At 68.3% G+C, this 20,048-nt stretch carries 19 protein-coding genes and 4 tRNA genes; 17 read left to right on the top strand and 6 right to left on the bottom strand.

What is annotated here, in order from left to right:
- Positions 1-199: 199 nt before the first annotated feature.
- Positions 200-472, top strand: a complete 273-nt coding sequence (locus BJ960_RS07950) for an Rv0909 family putative TA system antitoxin (protein ID WP_121072064.1) — start codon at positions 200-202, stop codon at positions 470-472.
- A 96-nt stretch (positions 473-568) separates the two neighbouring features.
- Here BJ960_RS07950 and BJ960_RS07945 read toward each other — a convergent pair whose 3' ends face one another.
- The 3 genes from BJ960_RS07945 to BJ960_RS07935 form a co-directional block, all read right to left on the bottom strand.
- Positions 569-1,507: a threonine/serine dehydratase gene (locus tag BJ960_RS07945; RefSeq protein ID WP_185986884.1), complete on the bottom strand. Its 939-nt coding sequence runs from the start codon at positions 1,505-1,507 to the stop codon at positions 569-571.
- A gap of 106 nt (positions 1,508-1,613) precedes the next feature.
- Positions 1,614-1,686 (bottom strand) — tRNA-Val (locus BJ960_RS07940).
- 111 nt (positions 1,687-1,797) lie between these two features.
- The gene (locus BJ960_RS07935; RefSeq protein WP_185986883.1) at positions 1,798-2,820 is read right to left on the bottom strand and encodes a hypothetical protein; all 1,023 of its coding nucleotides are present in this window, start codon (positions 2,818-2,820) and stop codon (positions 1,798-1,800) included.
- Positions 2,821-2,976: 156 nt separating this feature from the next.
- On the opposite strand from BJ960_RS07935, the gene BJ960_RS07930 reads away from it, so the two are divergent.
- The 3 genes from BJ960_RS07930 to BJ960_RS07920 all read left to right on the top strand — a co-directional run bounded on the left by BJ960_RS07930 (position 2,977) and on the right by BJ960_RS07920 (position 3,267).
- A tRNA-Gly gene (locus BJ960_RS07930) sits at positions 2,977-3,049 on the top strand.
- A gap of 47 nt (positions 3,050-3,096) precedes the next feature.
- Positions 3,097-3,170, top strand: a tRNA-Cys gene (locus BJ960_RS07925).
- A gap of 25 nt (positions 3,171-3,195) precedes the next feature.
- Positions 3,196-3,267: transfer RNA gene (locus BJ960_RS07920), tRNA-Val, on the top strand.
- 112 nt (positions 3,268-3,379) lie between these two features.
- Here BJ960_RS07920 and BJ960_RS07915 read toward each other — a convergent pair.
- Positions 3,380-3,703 carry a DMT family transporter gene (locus BJ960_RS07915; RefSeq protein ID WP_185986882.1) on the bottom strand — a complete coding sequence of 108 codons (324 nt, stop codon included), beginning with the start codon at positions 3,701-3,703 and terminating at the stop codon, positions 3,380-3,382.
- Positions 3,700-4,050, bottom strand: coding sequence for a DMT family transporter (locus BJ960_RS07910; protein WP_185986881.1), 351 nt, complete (start codon positions 4,048-4,050; stop codon positions 3,700-3,702). Before BJ960_RS07910 ends, BJ960_RS07915 begins: the two co-directional genes overlap by 4 nt.
- 113 nt (positions 4,051-4,163) lie before the next feature.
- Between BJ960_RS07910 and BJ960_RS07905 the strand changes: the two genes are divergently transcribed.
- Entirely contained in the window at positions 4,164-4,445 is a 282-nt protein-coding gene (locus BJ960_RS07905; protein ID WP_185986880.1) for a hypothetical protein, read from the top strand.
- Between the two features lie 23 nt (positions 4,446-4,468).
- Positions 4,469-5,404, top strand: a complete 936-nt coding sequence (locus BJ960_RS07900; protein WP_185986879.1) for a LysR family transcriptional regulator — start codon at positions 4,469-4,471, stop codon at positions 5,402-5,404.
- Between the two features lie 7 nt (positions 5,405-5,411).
- Here BJ960_RS07900 and BJ960_RS07895 read toward each other — a convergent pair whose 3' ends face one another.
- Positions 5,412-6,650 carry an MFS transporter gene (locus BJ960_RS07895; protein WP_185986878.1) on the bottom strand — a complete coding sequence of 413 codons (1,239 nt, stop codon included), beginning with the start codon at positions 6,648-6,650 and terminating at the stop codon, positions 5,412-5,414.
- A 204-nt stretch (positions 6,651-6,854) separates the two neighbouring features.
- On the opposite strand from BJ960_RS07895, the gene BJ960_RS17000 reads away from it, so the two are divergent.
- From BJ960_RS17000 to dnaG, 11 genes are all read left to right on the top strand, one after another.
- Complete coding sequence (locus BJ960_RS17000; RefSeq protein WP_185986877.1) at positions 6,855-8,834, top strand: TPM domain-containing protein; 1,980 nt, start codon at positions 6,855-6,857, stop codon at positions 8,832-8,834.
- 97 nt (positions 8,835-8,931) lie between these two features.
- The gene (locus tag BJ960_RS07885; protein WP_185986876.1) at positions 8,932-9,654 is read left to right on the top strand and encodes a PspA/IM30 family protein; all 723 of its coding nucleotides are present in this window, start codon (positions 8,932-8,934) and stop codon (positions 9,652-9,654) included.
- A gap of 100 nt (positions 9,655-9,754) precedes the next feature.
- A complete protein-coding gene (thrS, locus tag BJ960_RS07880) occupies positions 9,755-11,722 on the top strand; it encodes a threonine--tRNA ligase (protein ID WP_121072046.1) in 1,968 nt (655 codons plus the stop codon).
- A 19-nt stretch (positions 11,723-11,741) separates the two neighbouring features.
- Positions 11,742-12,335 carry an HIT family protein gene (locus BJ960_RS07875; protein WP_185986875.1) on the top strand — a complete coding sequence of 198 codons (594 nt, stop codon included), beginning with the start codon at positions 11,742-11,744 and terminating at the stop codon, positions 12,333-12,335.
- Between the two features lie 39 nt (positions 12,336-12,374).
- Positions 12,375-13,139, top strand: coding sequence for a YebC/PmpR family DNA-binding transcriptional regulator (locus BJ960_RS07870; protein WP_185986874.1), 765 nt, complete (start codon positions 12,375-12,377; stop codon positions 13,137-13,139).
- Positions 13,140-13,141: 2 nt separating this feature from the next.
- Positions 13,142-13,735 (top strand): crossover junction endodeoxyribonuclease RuvC, encoded by a 594-nt coding sequence (gene ruvC / locus BJ960_RS07865; RefSeq protein ID WP_121072040.1) that lies wholly within the window; start codon positions 13,142-13,144, stop codon positions 13,733-13,735.
- A 270-nt stretch (positions 13,736-14,005) separates the two neighbouring features.
- On the top strand, positions 14,006-14,728 hold the full coding sequence (gene recO, locus BJ960_RS07860; RefSeq protein ID WP_121072038.1) for a DNA repair protein RecO: 723 nt from the start codon (positions 14,006-14,008) through the stop codon (positions 14,726-14,728).
- 9 nt (positions 14,729-14,737) lie between these two features.
- Positions 14,738-15,523 carry an isoprenyl transferase gene (locus BJ960_RS07855; protein ID WP_119283808.1) on the top strand — a complete coding sequence of 262 codons (786 nt, stop codon included), beginning with the start codon at positions 14,738-14,740 and terminating at the stop codon, positions 15,521-15,523.
- Between the two features lie 38 nt (positions 15,524-15,561).
- Positions 15,562-16,749, top strand: a complete 1,188-nt coding sequence (dusB, locus tag BJ960_RS07850) for a tRNA dihydrouridine synthase DusB (protein ID WP_185986873.1) — start codon at positions 15,562-15,564, stop codon at positions 16,747-16,749.
- A complete protein-coding gene (locus BJ960_RS07845; RefSeq protein ID WP_307814634.1) occupies positions 16,742-18,004 on the top strand; it encodes a deoxyguanosinetriphosphate triphosphohydrolase in 1,263 nt (420 codons plus the stop codon). Before dusB ends, BJ960_RS07845 begins: the two co-directional genes overlap by 8 nt.
- Before the next feature lie 186 nt (positions 18,005-18,190).
- Positions 18,191-20,044, top strand: coding sequence for a DNA primase (gene dnaG, locus BJ960_RS07840; RefSeq protein ID WP_185986872.1), 1,854 nt, complete (start codon positions 18,191-18,193; stop codon positions 20,042-20,044).
- The last annotated feature ends 4 nt before the right edge of the window (positions 20,045-20,048 follow it).

Here is a 20,048-nt window from a genome sequence, read left to right as displayed (position 1 = left end):
GGCGCCCGAAGTGGCGCGATCACGCGAGTTAACGCTATCAGAGCACAGGGTGTTCGGCGGCGGCACTCGACCGCGGGAGCGGGGCACCGAAGTCGTCACATAGCTGACACATATTGATGCTTGTTGTGGAGCACTCTCACAGTGCATAATGCAATCAACGCGTCGAGGTGCTCGGCGCCTCATTGGGAAGGATCCGCTCATGGCGAATGAAGATTTGGGTAAGCAGGCAGCCGACGCCGCCGCAAAGGCGAAGGACTTCGTCACCGAGAACGCAGGCAAGGCCAAGGAGTTCATCGGCGAGAACGCCGACAAGGTGAAGGACGCGCTCCAGAGCGACAAGGCCGAAGAGGTCAGCGACAAGGTCCTCGGGTCGCTCGCCGACTTCGCGAACAAGGTGACCGGCGGCCAGCACGCCGACAAGGTCGACGAAATCAAGCAGAAGCTCGACGACTCCTTCGGCAACGAGAAGTAGCACCTCGGCGATCGCGCCGCCGGTTCGGCGACCGCGATGCGCCACAGCGGCCCCGCAGATCCCGGATGAGGGATCGGCGGGGCCGCTGCCATTGCGCTAGCCGGCGAGCGTCGCCACGTCGGTGTTCGCGCCGCACGCGATGACAGCGACGCGTTCCGCGGGGCCGGGAACATACGCCCCGGCCGCGAGCGCCGCGTACGCGGCGGCGGCCCCGGTCTCCGCCGGGATGCGATACTCCGACCAGAGCGCCCGCCGCGCCGCGAGAATGGCCTCGTCGTCCACGAGCACACTCGTCGGGCGTCGCGCCTCGGCTGCCGCCCAGCCGTGGCCCCCGATCCTGCGCGCGCCGAGCGAATCCGCCGCGACGCCAGCGACGGCAACGTCGACGGGTTCCCCGGCCGCGAGCGCGGAGTGGAGCGTCGGGATCGCGACGGGCTCAACGGCGACGATCCTGATCCCCGTACCGGCGACCGCGGCGTCGATGCCCGCGTACAGCCCGCCGCCACCGACGGCGACGACGATGGTGTCGACATCGGGAAGATCCGCGAGGATCTCGACACCGATCACGCCGGCGCCAGCGACGATATCCGGCTGGTCGTAGGCGTGACAGAACAGCGCGCCTGTGCGCGCGACGCGATCCTGCGCTGCCTCGTAGGCCTCCGCGTACTCCGTGCCAGACAGCTCGACCGTGGCGCCGTACGAGCGCAGCCTGTCGACCTTCACGGTGGGAGCGTTCTCGGGGACGAACACCGTCGCTGGAACGCCGAGCCTGGCCGCGGCGAACGCGTTCGCGAGCCCAGCGTTCCCGCCAGACGCCGCGACGATGCCGACAGCGGGATCGAGCTCGCCGCGCTCGCGGGCTGCGAGCTGCCGGTTGAACGCGCCGCGCGTCTTGAAGACCCCGCAGTGCTGCATGTACTCGCCCTTGATCCACAGGCTGCCGTCTCCAACGGGATCCGCGGCGACAAGGGGAGTGCGCCGCGTATACGGTGCGGTGCGTGCCTGGGCTGCGTCGACATCGGCTCGGGTGATCATGGTGCTCCTTTGCGGGTCATGGCGTGCCCCCAATTCTGCCCCCACGGCCGAAAGTGATCCATGCCCTGAAACAGAAAAGCCCCCGGATGACCGGGGGTTTTCGTTGTGGGCGATGCCAGACTCGAACTGACGACCTCTTCCGTGTGAAGGAAGCGCGCTACCAACTGCGCCAAACGCCCTCACCGCATCATCTGCGGCAACTCGATAAGCATACACACTCGGTGCGCTCGATGCACATTGCGGTGCGCGCGGGGCGAGCCGCGCGCACGGCTGACCCTGCGAGGCCGGTGCTAGGCCTGTTCGACGGGGCTCGACGGGGGAGTGAACGTGCTGTCGAGCACGTCGTTGAGCTCGACGCTCACGTCGTTGAGCTTCACGAGCTCCTCACGAAGCGCGTTGAAGCGATCCGTCTCGGCCTGAATCTCCTGCCGGACAGCATCGAGCCCCTCCTGGCGCGCGAGCAGCTCGCCCCTGAGCGTGTCAAAGAGCTGCTTGTTGCCCGAGAACTCATAGCGCTCGTTCCGCTCGCGGAACTCCGCCGCGTCGGCATTGAACTGCTGCACCGCCACGTCGTAGGTGGCGCTGCGGTCCTCGATGTCCGAGCGCAGCTCCTCGAGCTCGGCGCTGAGGCGCTCAGCTTCGGCCTTGAGCTCGACGAAGACGCCGTGGTAGCCGTCGTACCAGTCGACAATCACCGACCGATCCTCGAACCACTTCGCGTAGTGCTGCTCAAGCTCGGGGGAGAGGTCTCGCACCTCCGTGCCGAACACCGAGTGAAGTTCGTTCGCAAAGGCGGATCGTGACAGGCTCTCGTACACGCTCATGCGCTGGCTGAACTCCGCGTCCGTTGCCGCGCGGGCGTCGTACTCCGCGACGAGCGTGTCGGCGAGCTCCGCGCGCTCCTCCTGGCTCATGCGCGACCACGCGGCGTGGAGCAGCTCGTGGGCGGCAGTCGTCTCGACGACACCGGTCAGGCGCTGATCGGTGACCTCGAAGAGACGGATGCGGCGCTCGGCGAAGCAGCCGAGCACGTGCCCCTCCTCGGTGTGATCCACACCGGCGCACCACCTGTTGAACTCGTCGCGACCGCCGATCGTCGGCTGCGACGCGAGGAACACCCGGTCGCCCGTTGCACTGAGTTCGATCTCGTCCCGGATCTGATTCACGCGTTGCGTGGGCTCAAACGACGACGCGAGGAAGTGGTCGCGGATCTCCCCGCGATACGTGTAAGCGATGAGTCCGCCAGCAGCAACAGCGACAACAAGTGCGACCGCAACCCCCTGCGCGACGCGCTTTCCAACAGTTCCTGCCATACGGGCAATCGTAGCTAGAGAAGCCGGAAAACCGCCTGATAGCAACGTTTCCAACGGGTAACGAAAGCGCGACGCGCCCGGCGAGCAGGGCCGAATTTGCGTGAGGCCCCCGAGCTGTATAGAGTTATACACGTCGCCAAGCACGGCGGCGAAAATGCGGATGTGGCGCAGCTGGTAGCGCACAACCTTGCCAAGGTTGGGGTCGCGAGTTCGAATCTCGTCATCCGCTCTGGTGGCCGAGAGTAATCTCGGCCGCTTTTGGTGGCAAACACTTACGGTGGCGTGGCCGAGAGGCGAGGCAGCGGCCTGCAAAGCCGTATACACGGGTTCGAATCCCGTCGCCACCTCCACCACAATTGAATAGCCTTATCTTAGGCGCGATTGGCGCAGCGGTAGCGCGCTTCCCTGACACGGAAGAGGTCACTGGTTCGATCCCAGTATCGCGCACAGGAGAGAAACCCCCGGTTCACGCCGGGGGTTTTTCGTTTCTCGGTTGGGTTGGCGACCGGTGCGCCCAGGCGCCGGGTCCGGCTCGCGGGCACTGGCCGAGTCCCGGGCCTCACATCAGCGTGCCGAGCTCGACAAGCAGCACCCCGATCGCAACGAGCGCGATGCCGACGAGCATCCGGCGTGTGAGCGGATCCTTCCACAGCATCCGGGCGCAGACCGCGACGACGACGATCCCTACCGCGGTCCAGATCCCGTAGGCGATCCCGAGTGGCATCCCCGCGTCGAGGGCGAAGGCGAGCGCGGTGAATGCGGCCGCATAGCCGACGACGATCGCCGGAATCCACCGCTTGCGCTTTAGCCCATCACTCGCGCGCATGCTCAGCGTCGCCGCAACCTCACACGCGATGGAGAGTAGGAGCCAGAGCCAGCTCACGCGGCCCGCTCCGCCGCCGGCGCCGACTGGTCGTGCGTGCCGGTCTCAACCAGCACGACCCCGACGATGATGACGGCGATGCCCGCGACGCTCACCGGGCTGAGATGCTCCCCAAAGATGAGCACGCTGAGCGCGGCCACGAGCACCACGCCGGTCGCACCCCAGACTCCATAAACGGCGCCAACGGGCATCCCCGTGCGCAGCGTGAGCCCGATGAGCGTGAACGCGGCGACGTAGCAGGCGACGACGCCGACGATCCAAGCCGGGGCGTCGACAGCCGCCCGCAGCATGAGCGTTCCCGCGACCTCGGCCGCAATTGCGGATCCGAGCAGTAGCCACCGTTTCACAGCATCCCCCTCAATGTCTCCCAGCCCCAACCTAGCTGCCCGAGATGAGAGGTCGGCGGCGGGGCGCGTCCGCGGATGCACGCTCGCCGCCCCAATCTCGGTATCCTGATCTCATGCTTCGCGCCACGATCAGACTGACTGAAACCATCGAGATTGACGTGGTGGGGACATCGCTTGAAGAGGTGCACGAGCTCCTCTCGTCCCAGTGCCCGCCTGGCTTCGATCTGGTGAAGGCGCCAGTGCGGATGGGCAAGACCGGCGGAGAGATCTCCGCCCTCGGGACGTACCACCGCAGGGACACCTCGCAGGAGATCACCGCGCCGTCGATGCACGAGCTCGCAGCGCTCGTCCCGGACGGCTGGACCATGCTGCACGTGCAGACCATTGCCGACTAGCGGCGTGTTGGTGCGAGTGCGTCATGACGACTCCTGAGCCCGCGCGCTACTCGCCTCACCCCGAACTCCCGCTCAGAGAGCTCGAGTATTTCGCTGTGGTGAGCGAGACCCTGCATTTCGGCCAGGCGGCTGAGAAGCTCGGTGTCACGCCAGGGCGGGTCTCTCAGATGATTGGCCGGCTTGAGCAGCGCGTTGGCGGTCAGCTCTTCCTGCGAACGAGTCGCAGGGTCGAGCTCAGCGATCTTGGCGCGGGCCTCGCCGCGCGTGTTGTTCCCAGCTTGCTCTCGTTGCGGGCAGCGTTTGACGCGGCCCAGGCCGCCGCACTCTCGCCGGCGCGGCCGCTGCGCGTCGGGTTCCAATGCTCGGTGTACGAGGCCGTCGCGCGGGTGGTTGCCGCGATGCCCCAGGGGATGGTGCAGCTCGTCGAGCTGCCCTGGTCTGACCCGCTGACGGGGGTGACCGCGGGTGCGGTCGACCTCGCGCTCGTCCTGTCGCCGGCGGAGGCCGAAGGCCTGCGGACCTGGTTCGAGTTTTCACCGCAGGATCAGGTTGTCGGCATCGCCCGAACGAGCCCCCTCGCCCGGCAGGCTGAGCGCGCGGGGCGCACGAGCGTTACCGCGGCGGAACTCGCGACAGTGACGCTGATCGGGCCAGCCGAGGAGGCCCCAGCGGCGTGGCTCGCCGCGAACGCACCGGTGTCGACGCCAGACGGCACCGCCCTCAGCTACGGGCCGAGAGTCAGAACGCTGCCCGAGGCGCTGTCGCTCGCGGCAACGGGGGCCGGTGGCGTGCTGCTCTGCGAGGCGAGTGCCGCGTACCTCCCAAGGCCGGACCTGCGTTATCTGCTCGTCGAAGGGGTGCCGCAGTCAAGCCTGTCCGCGGTGACGAACGTTGCGGCGTCGCCGCACCCGCTGCTGGGTGAGTTCTTGCGCCGCCTCCACGCCGCAACGTCCGGTTAAGCGGAGATCACCGCAGCGCGCGGGGGCTGGTGAGCGCGCGGGGGCTGGTGAGCGCCGCAACGAGCACCCCGGTTGCCGCGATGCCGAGCGCGACTGCGAGCGTTCCGACCGCGCCGAATCCGTCGAACGCGGCGCCTCCCAACACAGCGCCAACGGCGATGCTCGCGTTGAACATACCAGCCCACAGCGCCGCCGAGGCCTCGACTCGGCCCGGTTCGGCCGTCGCAATCCAGCGTTGGGTCGCGACCGAGACGCCACCGTAGCCGAGGCCCCAGATCGCGATCGCCACGAACGTGATCGAGGCCGGGGCCTGGCCGGTACCGTGTCCGAAGCCGCCCGCGCCCAGAACGCTGAGTGCGCCGACCCCTGCAACGCCCAGAGCAAGCGCCGTCGCGGTGCCGACGACTGCGCGCTTCGGCCTCAACGCAGCGACTCCGCCGACCGCAAAGTTCCCCACGACCCCTGCAATTCCGAACACGAGCAGCGCAGCGGCGATCCCGCCCTCCGCAGCGCCGACCCCAAACTCGAGGACGGGTCGAATGAAGGTGTAGCCGGTGAAGTGCCCGACGACGAGCAGCGCGGTGATCACCAGCCCGGCGACCACGTGCGGCAGGCGGAGCACGCTGAAGATGCCGCGGAAGCCGGCGGCCGAATCGGCCGGCAGCGCGGGAACCGCGAGTCGCAGGCCGATCGCAGCAACCACGCTCAGCGCGGCGAGCAGCCAAAATGCCGACCGCCAGCCGAGGACACCGCCCACGTAGGTTCCGAGCGGCACTCCGAGCACGGAGGCAATGGACACGCCCGAGAAGATGAGCGTTGTCGCGAGCGCCGCGCGGCTCGGTGGGGCGATGCGGCCACCGAGTCCGGCGGCGAGCCCCCACACCATCCCCATCGCGACGCCGAGCAGCACGCGTCCGAGCATCACCACGGCGTAGGTCGGCGCGACCGCCGTCAGGGCATTGGCGACCGCAAGCACGAGCATGAACGCGATGAGGATCGTGCGCCGGTCAACGCGGCCAGCGAGTGCAGGCGCGAACGTGCTCACGACTGCCGCGATCGCTCCCGTGACTGTGAGCGTTGCGCCCGCCCCGCCGGCAGTCACGCCGAGCGATTCCGCCATCGGCGTCAACACCCCGACGGGCATCATTTCCGAGGTGACGACGAGGAACGTTGAGAGCGTGATCGCGCCGACGGGGACCATGGGGTGGCCGGCGGACACGCGGGCGGGGAGGGTGCTCGAGTTCATGTTCACTATTCCAGCTGCGCCGGAAACGCCGAACAAGCGCGATTGCGCAAACCAGCGTTGAGTCTCGCTAAACGCTGGAGCGAAATCCGGCACTCATACGAATCACATAGAAGGCACTAGCGCCGGGTGCCCCGCACTCCTAAACTGTGCGTATCGGACACGCGTTGGAGTAGCCGCGCGGCCGTTGCAGACGGGGGATCGTGAATGAAGCGAATCGCAACGATGCTTGGCCTTGCGGCACTGGCCGGGCTGGCGCTCTTCGCCCCGGCGGCCGCTTCGGCGACACCTCCGCCGTCGTTCGGCGGCAAGTACGTCATCGACGGCACGAGCGACGGCGTGCTGGGGTCGAGCGTGTCGAAGCTCGAGGACGAGGTTCGCGAGTTCGCGACCGAACACGGCGTCCAGCTCTTCGTCGTCTACGTCGACACGTTCGACTCGCCGGCGGACCCGGAGCAGTGGGGTGCCGCGACGGCCCAGAAGAACTTCCTTGGCGACGACGGCGTGCTGCTCAGCGTCGCGGTTGAGGATCGACTGTACGACCTGAACGCACCGCAGGCGCTCATGACCGACGCCCAGTACGACACGCTGTCCAACGACTACGTCCGCCCCGCGCTGAAGAGCAGTGATTGGAAGGGCGTCGTCGGCGCAACACTCACCGGTATCGACAAAGCGGTGCTCAACCCCGGGTCGAACGGCACCGGCGTCGCCGTCGCGGTGATCGGCGGCGTTGTCGTCGTTGGTGGCGTCGCGGCCGGAGTCGCGATCTCCCGCAAGCGCAAGCGGGAGCGGCAGGTCGCCGAGGGCGAGGTTCCGCTGACCCTCGAGGAGCTCGAATCGCAGGCGAGCGCGCTGCTCGTGCGCGTCGACGATGACGTCCGCAGCAGCGAGCAGGAGCTCGGCTTCGCGGAGGCGCAGTTCGGCGCGGAGGCGGCGCAGCCATTCGCTGCGGCTATCGCCGACGCGAAGGAGCAGCTCCAGGCCGCGTTCGTGCGGCGACAGCTGCTCGACGACAACGAGCCGGACTCCGATGAGGATCGTCGCGCCTGGCTCACCGAGATCATCGAGCGGTGCACGGGCGCGAAGGAGTCGCTCGACGCACACACCGACTCGTTCTCGCGGCTGCGCGAGGTCGAAGAGCGGGCACCCGAAGTGCTCGAACAGCTTCAGACGCAGCTTCCCGGCGTCCACCAGGCGCTGAGTGCGGGCCGCGAGCGTGCGAGCGCGCTCGCGGCGAGCTACGCACCGGCCATCGCCGGTCAGCTCGAGGCAAACCTCACCGAGGCTGGCGCCAGGCTGCAGTTCGTTGGCGAGTGCATCACCTCGGCAACGGCGGAGCTCGCGGCCGGCGAGCGGTCCGCCGCCGCCGTGTCGCTCCGCGCCGGCGAGGCGGCGCTTGATCAGGCGCGGACGCTCGCCCAATCGCCCGACGTGCTCGCTGGCGAGCTCGCGGAGAGCACGCGGCAGTTCGAGGAAGCGGCCGCTGACCTGCAGGGGGATCTTCAGGTGGTCTCGCAGCTCATCGGTTCCGCCGGCGATGCGGATCGGCAGGCCCTGCAACAGGCCGCCGAGCGTGTCAGCCAGCTCCTCGCACAGGGAACACAGGGCGACCCTGTCGCGGCGCTGGCCGCTGCCGCAGCCGCAAACGTGCAGATCGACGCGGCGATCGGCACCGCCAGGGAGAACACCGAGCGGCTCCGCCGTGCCGAGGCCGCGCGCGACGAGGCCCTGGTCCCCGCACGCTCCGAGGTGCTCGCCGCTGAGCAGTTCATCGAGACGCGCCGCGGCGCGATCGGCTCGCAGGCGCGAACGCGGCTCGCGGAGGCGAAGCGCCAGCTGCAGCTCGCAGAACAGTACGCGCAGCAGGACCCGATGAAGTCCTACCAGGCCGCGCAGCAGGCGACGCAGTACGCCCGCGCCGCCTACCAGCTCGCCGTCAACGACGTGTCCGGGTGGGGCGGCGGCTCCGGCGGCGGCTTCGGCGGTGGCGGCTCGAACGGGAGCTTCGGCGGCGCCGTGCTCGGCGGGATCCTTGGCGGGCTCCTGAGCGGCGGCGGTGGCGGTGGACGCTCGAGCGGTGGCTGGAGCGGCTCGAACGGTGGCTTCACCGGCGGCTGGAACGGTGGCGGCTCGATCGGCGGCGGTGGCGGCCTCGGCGGCGGCAGGCGCGGCGGCGGCAGGTTCTAGGCCGCAGGCACTCGCCACTCACAGACTTGCGCTCGATCCTGGGCGCGCACACACCTCCTCCGAGCTGATTCGGTGGAACTCAGGAAAGGAAGCCAACATGGCAAAGCAATCCATCCTTGGCCGTATTGCACAGCTCGCCAAGGCAAACATCAACGCACTCCTCGACTCCGCAGAAGACCCGGAGAAGATGCTCAACCAGATGGAGCGCGACTACAAGAACAGCATCGCCGACGCCGAGAGCTCGGTCGCGCAGACGATCGGCAACCTGCGCCTCATGGAGGCCGACCTTGAGGAGGACCGCAAGGCCGTCTCGGAGTGGGGCACGAAGGCGGCGGCAGCGTCGAGCCAGGCCGAGACGCTCCGCGCATCCGGCGACACCGCTGGCGCCGACAAGTTCGACAACCTCGCACGCGTCGCGCTCTCCAAGCAGATCTCGTTCGAGAAGGAGATCTCAACCTCCGAGCCGAGCGTCGCCGCGCAGCAGCAGGTCGTTGACCAGCTGAAGACGGGCCTGCACACGATGCGCGAGAAGCTCGTGCAGCTGCAGGCGAAGCGCGACGAACTCGTCTCGCGCGGCAAGGTCGCCGACGCGCAGTCGCAGGTGCAGGACGCCGTCAAGAACCTTGACGTCCTCGACCCGACGAGCGAGCTTGGGCGATTCGAGGAGAAGGTGAAGCGGCAAGAGGCGATGGTTCGCGGCCAGGCGGAGCTCGCCGCGTCCACGCTCGACGCTCAGTTCAACGAGCTCGACGATCTCGGCGCGCTCAGCGAGGTCGACGAGCGGCTGCAGGCGCTGAAGCGCGGTGGCGCCGGGGCCTAACCGGCACTGCGCGGGGACACCCCGCCGCTTCAGTGAGCCGTCGGCCGCTGCGACCCGATAGAATTACGGAGTCTTTATCTTGTCTCCGAAGGGAATCGCAGTGGCCGACGGCTTTTCACTGTTCACCGACCGGTCCGTTGTCGCGATGCGCGTCAACGGCGAACTTCGCGATCTCGCGTGGGAGGTCACAGATACTGACACAGTGGAGCCCGTCACCATCGATTCCGAGGATGGCCTGAACATCCTCCGGCACTCGGCCGCGCACGTGCTCGCGCAGGCCGTGCAGCGGGTCAACCCCGAGACGAAGCTCGGCATCGGCCCGCCCATCACCGACGGCTTCTACTACGACTTCGACTCGGCCGAGGCGTTCACCCCCGAGGATCTCAAGGCGCTCGAGAAAGAGATGCAGAAGATCGTCAAGCAGGGCCAGCGCTTCGTGCGCCGGGTCGTGAGCGAGGACGAGGCCCGTGCGGAGCTCGCGAACGAGCCCTACAAGCTCGAACTCATCGGGCTCAAGGGCGGAGCCGACTCGGGTTCCGACAATGAGAACGTCGAGGTCGGCGGCGCCGAGCTCACCATCTACGACAATGTCGACCCGAAGACGGGGGAGACGCAGTGGAAGGACCTCTGCCGCGGGCCGCACCTGCCAAACACCAAGATGATCGGCAACGGTTGGGCGCTCATGCGCTCGAGCGGAGCGTACTGGCGCGGCAGCGAGGCGAATCCGATGCTGCAGCGCGTCTACGGTACCGCCTGGCCGACGAAGGATGAGCTGCGCGCCTACCAGACTCGCCTCGAGGAGGCGGCGAAGCGCGACCACCGCAAGCTTGGCGTCGAACTCGATCTGTTCTCCTTCCCCGACGAGATTGGCTCTGGCCTCGCCGTCTTCCATCCCAAGGGCGGCATCATCCGCCACGAGATCGAGAAGTTCATGAGCTCAGAGCTCGTGCGGAACGGCTACGAGGTCGTGAACAGCCCCCACATCACCAAGGGGACCCTGTTCGAGACGAGCCAGCACCTCAACTGGTACAAGGAAGGCATGTTCCCGGCGATGCACCTCGACGAGGTCGTCGACGAGGAGGGCAACGTCACCAAGCAGGGCCAGGACTACTACCTGAAGCCCATGAACTGCCCGTTCCACAACCTCATCTTCCGCGCACGTGCCCGCAGTTACCGCGAGCTTCCCCTGCGACTTGCCGAGTTCGGCACGGTGTATCGCTACGAGAAGTCGGGCACGCTGTCCGGTCTCACCCGCGTCCGCGGTCTTACCCAGGACGACGCCCACATCTACGTCACCGACGAACAGGTGAAGGACGAGCTCAAGCGGCAGCTCGAGTTCGTGTTCGCGACGCTCCGCGCGTACGGCCTCGACGACTTCTACCTCGAGCTCTCAACGCGTGACCCGGAGAAGTCGGTCGGCACCGACGAGCAGTGGGCGGACGCCGAGCAGACCCTGCGCGAGGTCGGCGAGGAATCCGGTCTCGAACTCGTCGCGGATCCGGGCGGCGCAGCGTTCTACGGCCCGAAGATCTCGGTGCAGGCGCGTGACGCGATCGGCCGCACGTGGCAGCTGTCCACCGTCCAGCTCGACTTCAACCAGCCCGAACTGTTCGAGCTCGAGTATGCCGCGGCCGACGGCACCCGCAAGCAGCCCGTCATGATCCACCGCGCGTTGCTCGGCTCGATCGAGCGGTTCTTCGCGATCCTGCTCGAGCACTACGCTGGCGCGTTCCCCGTGTGGCTCGCCCCCGAACAGGTCGTCGGCATTCCCGTCGCCGCCGAGTACGGCGACTACCTCGAGGAGATCTTCGCGCGGCTTCGCTCGGCGGGCGTCCGCGCGCACGTCGATCACTCCGATGACCGGATGCCGAAGAAGATCCGCACTCACACCAAGATGAAGGTGCCGTTCCAGCTCATCGCTGGCGAGGAGGATCGGGCGGCGGGCGCAGTCAGCTTCCGCTTCCGCGACGGCACGCAGCTCAATGGCGTCCCGGTCGACGACGCTATCGCGCGCATCCTCGCAGCGATCGAGAGCCACGAGCAGGTCTCGACGGCCTGGTCGGAGTAGCCCGGTAGGCGACACATTCATGTTTGGAACTGACGAAACCCAGGCTGAGGCCCCAGGGGAGCGCGGCACGGTCGGGACACCGAACCCGCTGCAGCGCCTCTGGGTGCCGCACCGCATGGCGTACGTGTCGGACCATCACCAGGCGGATCACACCGACTGCCCATTCTGCGCGGCCCCGCGGCACGATGACGAGTCCTCGCTCATCGTGCACCGCGGGAAGACCGCGTACGTGCTGCTCAACCTGTTCCCGTACAACAGCGGGCACATGCTCGTCTGCCCATACCGCCACGTCGCCGGGTACGACGAGGCGACGCCGGAGGAGGTCGCCGAGATCGGCGCACTCACCCAGGCCGGGATGCGCGCCGCGCGCCAGGCCCTGAACTGCGCGGGCTTCAACCTCGGCATGAACCAGGGCGAAATCGCGGGCGCAGGGGTCGCCGCGCACCTCCACCAGCACATCGTGCCCCGGTGGGCGTCGGACGCGAACTTCTTCCCGATCATCGGGCAGACGAAGGCGATGCCCCAGCTGCTCGGCGAGGTCCGGGACCTCATCGCGGCTGCCTGGGCAGACCCACCCGACGCCGAGTTCGGGGCGAACGCCCCACCGCACTAGGATCGCAGCAGACACACACGTAAGAAAGCAGGAGCACCCGTGGCCGGACACTCCAAGTGGGCAACCACCAAGCATAAGAAGGCAATTCTCGACTCGCGGCGCGCGAAGGCGTTCGCCAAGTACATCAAGGTGATCGAGGTCGCCGCTCGCATCGGCGGGCCCGACCTCGCAGGTAACCCGGCGCTCGCCGAGGCCGTGCACAAGGCGAAGAAGAACTCCGTCCCCGGCGACAACATCGACCGTGCCATCAAGCGCGGCGCGGGCCTCACCGGCGAGTCGGTCGAGTACTTCACGACGATGTACGAGGCCTACGGCCCGAACGGCGTCGCCCTCATGGTCGAGTGCCTCACCGACAACAAGAACCGGGCCGCCGCCGAGGTGCGCACCGCGCTGAGCCGCAACGGCGCCACCCTCGCCGATCCGGGCTCGGTCGCCTACAACTTTGAGCGCAAGGGCGTCATCACCGTTCCCGCCGAGGGCACCACTGAGGACGACGTGCTCATGGCAGTGCTCGAGGCAGGCGCGGAGGAAGTCAAGCCGACCCCGAACGGCGAGGCATTCGAGGTCATTACCGAAGCCACCGACCTGACCGCTGCCCGCGGCGCGCTCGTCGAGGCCGGCATCGACTACGACTCGGCCGAGGCCGAGTTCGTGCCCAACCTCAAGGTCGAGATCGACGCGGACACCGCTCGCAAGGTGTTCCGCATCATCGACGCGCTTGAAGACAGCGACGACGTGCAGAACGTCTACGCGAACTTCGACCTGACCGACGAGGTCCAGGCGGAACTCGCTAACGACGAGTAAGTATGCGCGTCATCGGGATTGACCCGGGGCTCACCAGGCTCGGTGTGGGCGTTGTGAGCTCCGAGGGATCCCGAAAACTCTCGTTCGAACACGTCGAGGTGCTGACGAGCCCGGCCGGAGCGGAGCTGCCTGTGCGGCTCCACCAGCTGGGCTCGGCCCTCGAGCGCCTGCTCGATGGCGAACGCCCGGACGCGATCGCCATCGAGCGCGTGTTCGCCCAACAGAACCTCCCGAGCGTGATGGGCGTCGCCCAGATCTCCGGCATCGTGATGTTTCTGGCGCAGCAGCGCGGCATCCCTGTCGCGATGTACACCCCGAACGAGGTGAAGGCCTCGGTGACAGGCTACGGCGCCGCCGACAAGGCGCAGGTCACGAACATGGTCACGAGGCTCCTCGGACTCGCCGCGCCCCCGAAGCCGGCCGACGCCGCCGACGCGCTGGCGCTCGCGATCGTCCACGCCTGGCATCTCGGCCGCGGCGGCGCGCCCGACAGGCAGCGCGCGAGCTCCGCGCCGGCGGGGGAGACTCCTGCGCAGCGCGCCTGGCGCGAGGCTGAGGCGAAGGGCGGGCGGCGGCGCAGCGGGCCCCGAGCCTAACCGGCCGCAGCCGCAGCCGCAGCCCCAAGGCCCTGTGCCAGACCACAGCCACAGCACTGTGCCAGACCGCAGCATTGCGCCACAGCCGCAGCACTGTGCCAGACCGCAGCACTGCGCCACAGCCGCAGCACTGCAAATCTGCGATCCGTATGCCAGATCCTGGCCGGCACGTGATTGCTGACGCCGATCCCAGATCTATCGATCGGGGTGGAGGGCGGAACCACCGCGGGTGCCGAGCCGACCCCAAGCGCGACGCGTCATAATGGAGGGGTGCCCCTCTACCGCGAACAGGGTGTCGTGCTCCGCACGCACAAGCTCGGCGAGGCTGACCGGATCGTCACCCTCCTCACGAGCAAGCGTGGCGTACTCCGAGCGGTCGCAAAGGGAGTCCGCCGCACCTCCTCAAAGTTCGGTGCTCGGCTTGAGCCGTTCATGGTCGCCGACGTGCAGTGCTACGAGGGCCGCACCCTCGACACGATCACCCAGGCGGTCACGCTCGGCTCGTACGGGCCCGCGATCACCGCGGACTACGACAGGTATCGGGCTGGCAGCGTGATGGCTGAGACCGCCGAGCGGCTCGCTGAGGGCGGCCCCTCGCCCGAGCTGTTCACGCTCCTCGTCGGTGCCCTGCGCACCCTCGCCGCGGGCAAGATTCCCGCCGAACTCGTGCGTGACGGCTACCTGCTGCGCGCCATGGCGGCCGCGGGCTGGACGCCGGGGTTCGACGAGTGCGTTCGCTGCGGCGCACCCGGCCCGCACACCGCTGTCGCGGTGCAGCTCGGCGGTGTCGCCTGCGAGAACTGCCGGCCGGCAGGCTCGCCGCGCCTCGACCAGGGGAGCATCGATCTGCTTCGCGCCCTGCTCGCGGGCGACTGGGACTCAGCCGTCGCGAGCGGCGAGCGCGAACGCGGACAGGCCGCCGGGATTGCGGCCGCCTACACCCAGTGGCATCTTGAGCGTGGCCTCAGGTCGTTCTCCCTGCCGCGCACCTAGAATCGGTGCATGGCTATTGCTCCCGAGACCCTGGTTCCCGTTGACTGGACCGGGGAACAGCCGCCGAAGTTCCGGGGCCCGGCCCCCAAGCACGTCGCGATCGTCATGGACGGCAACGGCCGCTGGGCGAACCAGCGGGGCCTGCCGCGCGTCGAGGGTCACCGGATGGGCGAACAGGTACTGCTGGACGTCGTTGCCGGGGCGATCCAAGCGGGGGTGACGCACCTGAGCGTGTACGCGTTCTCGACCGAGAACTGGCGCCGCTCGCCCGACGAGGTGCGGTTCCTCATGGGGTTCAACCGCGACGTGCTCCGGCGACGGCGCGAGCAGCTCAGCGCCTGGAACGTGCGCATGCGCTGGGCCGGGCGGCGGCCGCGCCTCTGGGGCTCGGTGATCAAGGAGCTCAAGCTCGCCGAGACCTACACGGCGCACAACACCGGCCTCACACTGACGATGTGCGTCAACTACGGCGGCCGCACGGAGATCACGGACGCGGTGAAGCGCATCGCAACGGAGGTCGCCGACGGCAGGCTTTCGCCCAACGGCATCTCCGAGCGCGTCATCGAGAAGCACCTGTACGTGCCGGAGCTGCCGAACGTCGACCTGTTTGTCCGAAGCTCGGGGGAGCAGCGCACGAGCAACTTCATGCTGTGGCAGTCCGCGTACGCCGAAATGGTCTTCCTTGACCAGCTGTGGCCCGACTTCTCGCGGCGGGACCTGTGGGAGGCCATCGAGATCTTCCACGACCGCGACCGGCGGTTCGGCGGCGCCGTCGACAAGCCCAAGTCGCGGTAGCGCTCAGCGCTCCCGCGATCTGCGAGAATAGAGCGGTCATGACTACCTCAACGCTTCCAGGCTCACGCCTGCGTATCGGCCCGCTCGAGCTCGACGTTCCCGTCATCCTCGCGCCGATGGCCGGCATCACCAACACCGCCTTCCGCCGGCTCTGCCGCGAGTACGGCGCCGGGCTGTACGTCAGCGAGATGATCACGAGTCGCGCGCTCGTGGAGCGCACCCCTGGATCACTCCGGCTTATTAAGCACCACGAGAGCGAAACGCCGCGCTCGATCCAGCTCTACGGCGTCGACCCGAAGACTGTGTCCGAGGCCGTCCGGTTCCTCGTGGATCAGGATCTCGCGGACCACATCGACCTGAACTTTGGCTGCCCCGTCCCGAAGGTCACCCGCAAGGGCGGCGGCGCCGCCCTGCCGTGGAAGGCCGACCTGTTTAGCGCGATCGTCGAGGGCGCCGTGAAGGCCGCCGGTGACATTCCGCTCACGGTGAAGATGCGCAAGGGCATCGATGCCGATCACCTCACCTTCCTCGACGCCGCGCGCTCAGCCGAGGCAGCAGGCGTCGCCGCCATCGCGCTCCACGGGCGCACCGCGAACGAGTTCTACTCGGGAACGGCTGACTGGTCGGCGATCGCCGAGCTTAAGCAGGCCATCACCAGCGTGCCGATCCTCGGCAACGGCGACATCTGGGCCGCTGACGACGCGATCCGGATGGTGCGCGAGACCGGCTGCGACGGCGTCGTCGTCGGGCGCGGCTGCCTGGGACGGCCGTGGCTGTTCGGGGATCTCGCCGCGGCGTTCAAGGCCGAACAGGGTGAGCTGACCTGGGACGAGGCGAACGCCGCGATCGCGAAGCCCGGGCTCGGGTTCGTGATGGACGCGATGCGCCGCCACACCGAACTGCTCATCGAGTTCTTCGACGGCGAGGAGGCGCGCGCCTGCCGCGACATCCGCAAGCACGTCGCTTGGTACTTCAAGGGTTACGGCGTCGGCGGCGACACCCGCCGAGCGCTCGCGATGGTCGAGTCGCTCGAGCACCTCGACGAGATCTACGAGACGATGGACCGCTCCCTGCCGTACCCAGGCGCTGGCGCGGAGGGGCAGCGAGGCCGGGCTGGGAGCCCGAAGCAGCCCAAGCTCCCCGACGGCTGGCTCGATTCGCGCGATAGCGCGCACATCGACTTCGCCGAGCTCGCCGAAGCGGAGCGGGACGACTCGGGTGGCTAGCCTGGAGCCGGCGCGCGGGGAGTACGGCGCGGCCGACATTGAGCGGTTCGTGCCCGAGACGCACAGCGGCGCGCGCAGCGATTTCGAACGCGACCGGGCACGCGTCATTCACTCGTCCGGCCTGCGCAAGCTCGCGGCGAAAACGCAGGTGCTCAGCCCGACCGCGGGCATCGACTTCGCCAGAAACCGCCTCACGCATTCGCTCGAGGTCGCCCAGATCGGGCGCGAACTCGCCGCGTCGCTTGGGCTCGACCGCGACGTCGTCGACGCAGCCTGCCTCACCCACGATCTCGGCCATCCGCCGTTCGGGCACAACGGCGAGCGGGCGCTCGCCGAGTGGGCGAGTGACGCTGGCGGGTTCGAGGGCAACGCGCAGACGCTCAGGATCCTCACCCGGCTCGAAGCGAAGCGCTTCAGCGAGACCGGGGAGAGCGCCGGCCTGAACCTCACGCGGGCGACGCTCGACGCGAGCTGCAAGTACCCGTGGGCGCTCTCGGAGGCTCCCGCGGGCAGCGGCAAGTTCGGGTACTACCCCGACGACGCCCCGGTGTTCCACTGGATGCGCGAAGGCGCGCCTGCTCGGGTGAAGTGCGCCGAAGCGCAGACGATGGACCTGTCCGACGACATCGCGTATTCCGTCCATGACTTCGAGGACGCGATCGTGAGCGACCACATCGATCCGCTGATCCTCACCTCCCGTTCGGGGCACGACTCGCTCATTGCCGACGTCGCGAGCTGGGCCGACGGCTCGTTCACGCACGATGAGCTCTCGGCCGCCTACGACAGGATCTCGGCGACGCCGACCTGGCTGACGCGGTGGGACGGGTCGCGCAGGCACCAGGCGCAGCTCAAGAACTTCACGAGCGACATGATCGGGCACTTCGCGCGCTCCGCCATCGCAGCGACGCGGGAGTCTGCAGGCGGGGCCCCGCTCGCACGCTACGGCGCTTCCCTCGTCGTGCCGAAGGCGATCCACGCCGAGATCGCGGTACTCAAGGGCATCGTCGCGGCGTTCGTGATGGCGAGTGGCCGCAGGCAGCCGACCTACCGGCGGCAGCGCGCGCTGCTCGCCGAGCTGCTCGAAACCCTGTGGGAGGGTCAGGATCGCGATCTCGAACCCGCGTTCCAGGCTGACTTCGCGGCGGCCGCCGACGACGCAGCGGCAAAGCGCGTGATCGTGGATCAGGTGGCGTCGCTCACCGATCAGTCTGCGATCGCCTGGCACCGCCGGCTGTGCGAGGTGCCGCTGGTATAGACAGGAGTGCACGCTCGCACCGCCTGTGATCTACCAACCCAATGCAACTTCCGCCGGGCTGCGGCATACACATCGCCGATCCCAGATCCTGTGCTGGTAGCGCGACGCGCCCGCCGCGTATGGGCGGCCACTGCGCCCTGAGCGAGCGCCCGCCGCCGGCGCCCCGCAAAGACTAGAATGGCCCCTATGGCGGGTCGGATTAAAGCAAGCGATGTAGAGGAAGTGAAGCGCCGCACAAACATCGCCGACCTCGTTGGCGATTACGTCGCGCTGAAGAACGCTGGCATCGACTCGATGAAGGGGCTGTGCCCGTTCCACGACGAGCGCAGTCCGAGCTTCCACGTGCGCCCGGCCCTCGGCTACTTCCATTGCTTCGGCTGCGGCGAATCGGGAGACTCGATCAGCTTCGTGCAGAAGATGGATCACCTCTCGTTCGCGGAGGCGGTCGAGCGGCTTGCGGCCCGCACGAACTACGTGCTCACCTATGAGGAGGGCTACGAGCGCCGCGAGGACGGGCCGAACAAGGCGCGACTGCTTGCTGCCAACCAGGCGGCGAGCGATTTCTACCGCGATCAGCTCATGGGGGAGGAAGCTCAGACCGCCCGCGCGTTCCTCGAACAGCGCGGCTTCGCCCCGGCGTCGTGGGAGCAGTTCGCGGTCGGCTATGCCCCGCGTGGGTGGGACGCCCTCACGGGCCATCTCCGGCAGCTCGGCTACACGCCGCAGGAACTCGTGCAGGCCGGTCTCGTCTCCGAGGGGCAACGCGGGGTCTACGATCGCTTCCGCGGCCGCGTCGTCTGGCCGATTCGCGACACGAGCGGGCAGACGCTCGGGTTCGGCGCCAGAAAGCTCTACGAGGACGACAACGGACCGAAGTACTTGAACACCCCTGAGACGCCGGTCTACCACAAGTCGCGGGTGCTCTACGGGCTCGACCTCGCGAAGAAGGCGATCTCCCGCGGCGGGCGTGCCGTGATCGTTGAGGGCTACACGGACGTCATGGCCTGCCACCTCGCGGGCGTTGACGACGCGATCGCCACCTGTGGCACCGCCTTCGGCAAGGAGCACATTTCGATGCTCCGCCGCGTGATGGGGGACGACTCGGCGGCCGAGGTGATCTTCACGTTCGACCCTGACGAGGCGGGCCAGAAGGCCGCGCTGCGCGCGTTCGGCGAGGAGCAGCGCTTTACCGCTCAGACCTACGCCGCGGTCGCGCCGGACGGCTACGACCCGGCCGACCTCAGGCTCCACCGCGGCGACGACGCCGTGCGGGAGCTCTTCGACAAGAAGGTGCCGCTGTTCGAGTTCGCACTCAAGCAGGCGATCAGCAGGTACGACCTGAACTCGGTCGAGGGCAGGGTGTCCGCGCTCCGGCAGGCCGCCCCGATCGTCGCAGGCATCAAGGATCCTGGAATGCGCCCAGGCTACGCCCGCGAACTCGCGCGGATGCTCGGCCTCGACCTCGCCGAGGTGCAACACGCGGTGAAGAACGCGCACAGGCAGGCGCCAGCCGAGCCCGATTACGGGGGGCCGCACCAGGGCGCTGAGCCCGAGCCGGCACGCCCGGCGATCTCGCTCGCGACGCTGCGTTCGACGCCGGCAGTCTGGCTCGAGCGCGATGCGCTCATGGCGATGATCCAGCAGGGTCCCGCGGTGGGATCCGAACTGCTCTCGCAGGCCGTCACGGCGCAGGTCACCGAACCGCAGCTTCGCGTCGTCAGGGACGCCCTCAGCGCGGCGCTGCCCAGCCTCGACGGCGGCGCATGGGTGGAGGCTGTCCTCGCGGCGGCCCCGCAGACGCACCAGGGACTCGTCCGCGAACTTGCGATCGCGTCGATGCCGCAACGGGATCCCGCCCTCCTGCCCGAGTACGCCCGCGAGGTCGTCATTTCGCTGCTCGACCGCGACCTCGTCTCGCTCAAACAGGAGCTGCTTGCCCGGATGCAGCGCATCGGCGACTCGTCGAGCGAGGCCTCCCGGCGCGTGCAGGAGCAACTCGCCGCGCTGGAGCATGCACGGCGTGGGCTGCGTCACGACTAGTAAG

Origin of the sequence: Leucobacter aridicollis (assembly GCF_013409595.1) — a bacterium.
Classification (GTDB): domain Bacteria; phylum Actinomycetota; class Actinomycetes; order Actinomycetales; family Microbacteriaceae; genus Leucobacter; species Leucobacter aridicollis.
This window is presented reverse-complemented; position numbering and strand designations above follow the sequence as displayed.

Coding starts and splice junctions, on each gene's coding strand:
- BJ960_RS07900 (WP_185986879.1), top strand. CDS start 4,469: ATGACGACTCCTGAGCCCGCGCGCTACTCGCCTCACCCCGAACTCCCG.
- BJ960_RS07895 (WP_185986878.1), bottom strand. CDS start 6,650: ATGAACTCGAGCACCCTCCCCGCCCGCGTGTCCGCCGGCCACCCCATG.
- BJ960_RS07935 (WP_185986883.1), bottom strand. CDS start 2,820: ATGGCAGGAACTGTTGGAAAGCGCGTCGCGCAGGGGGTTGCGGTCGCA.
- BJ960_RS07950 (WP_121072064.1), top strand. CDS start 200: ATGGCGAATGAAGATTTGGGTAAGCAGGCAGCCGACGCCGCCGCAAAG.
- BJ960_RS07905 (WP_185986880.1), top strand. CDS start 4,164: ATGCTTCGCGCCACGATCAGACTGACTGAAACCATCGAGATTGACGTG.
- ruvC (WP_121072040.1), top strand. CDS start 13,142: ATGCGCGTCATCGGGATTGACCCGGGGCTCACCAGGCTCGGTGTGGGC.
- BJ960_RS17000 (WP_185986877.1), top strand. CDS start 6,855: ATGAAGCGAATCGCAACGATGCTTGGCCTTGCGGCACTGGCCGGGCTG.
- BJ960_RS07875 (WP_185986875.1), top strand. CDS start 11,742: ATGTTTGGAACTGACGAAACCCAGGCTGAGGCCCCAGGGGAGCGCGGC.
- BJ960_RS07855 (WP_119283808.1), top strand. CDS start 14,738: ATGGCTATTGCTCCCGAGACCCTGGTTCCCGTTGACTGGACCGGGGAA.
- BJ960_RS07885 (WP_185986876.1), top strand. CDS start 8,932: ATGGCAAAGCAATCCATCCTTGGCCGTATTGCACAGCTCGCCAAGGCA.
- dnaG (WP_185986872.1), top strand. CDS start 18,191: ATGGCGGGTCGGATTAAAGCAAGCGATGTAGAGGAAGTGAAGCGCCGC.
- dusB (WP_185986873.1), top strand. CDS start 15,562: ATGACTACCTCAACGCTTCCAGGCTCACGCCTGCGTATCGGCCCGCTC.
- BJ960_RS07945 (WP_185986884.1), bottom strand. CDS start 1,507: ATGATCACCCGAGCCGATGTCGACGCAGCCCAGGCACGCACCGCACCG.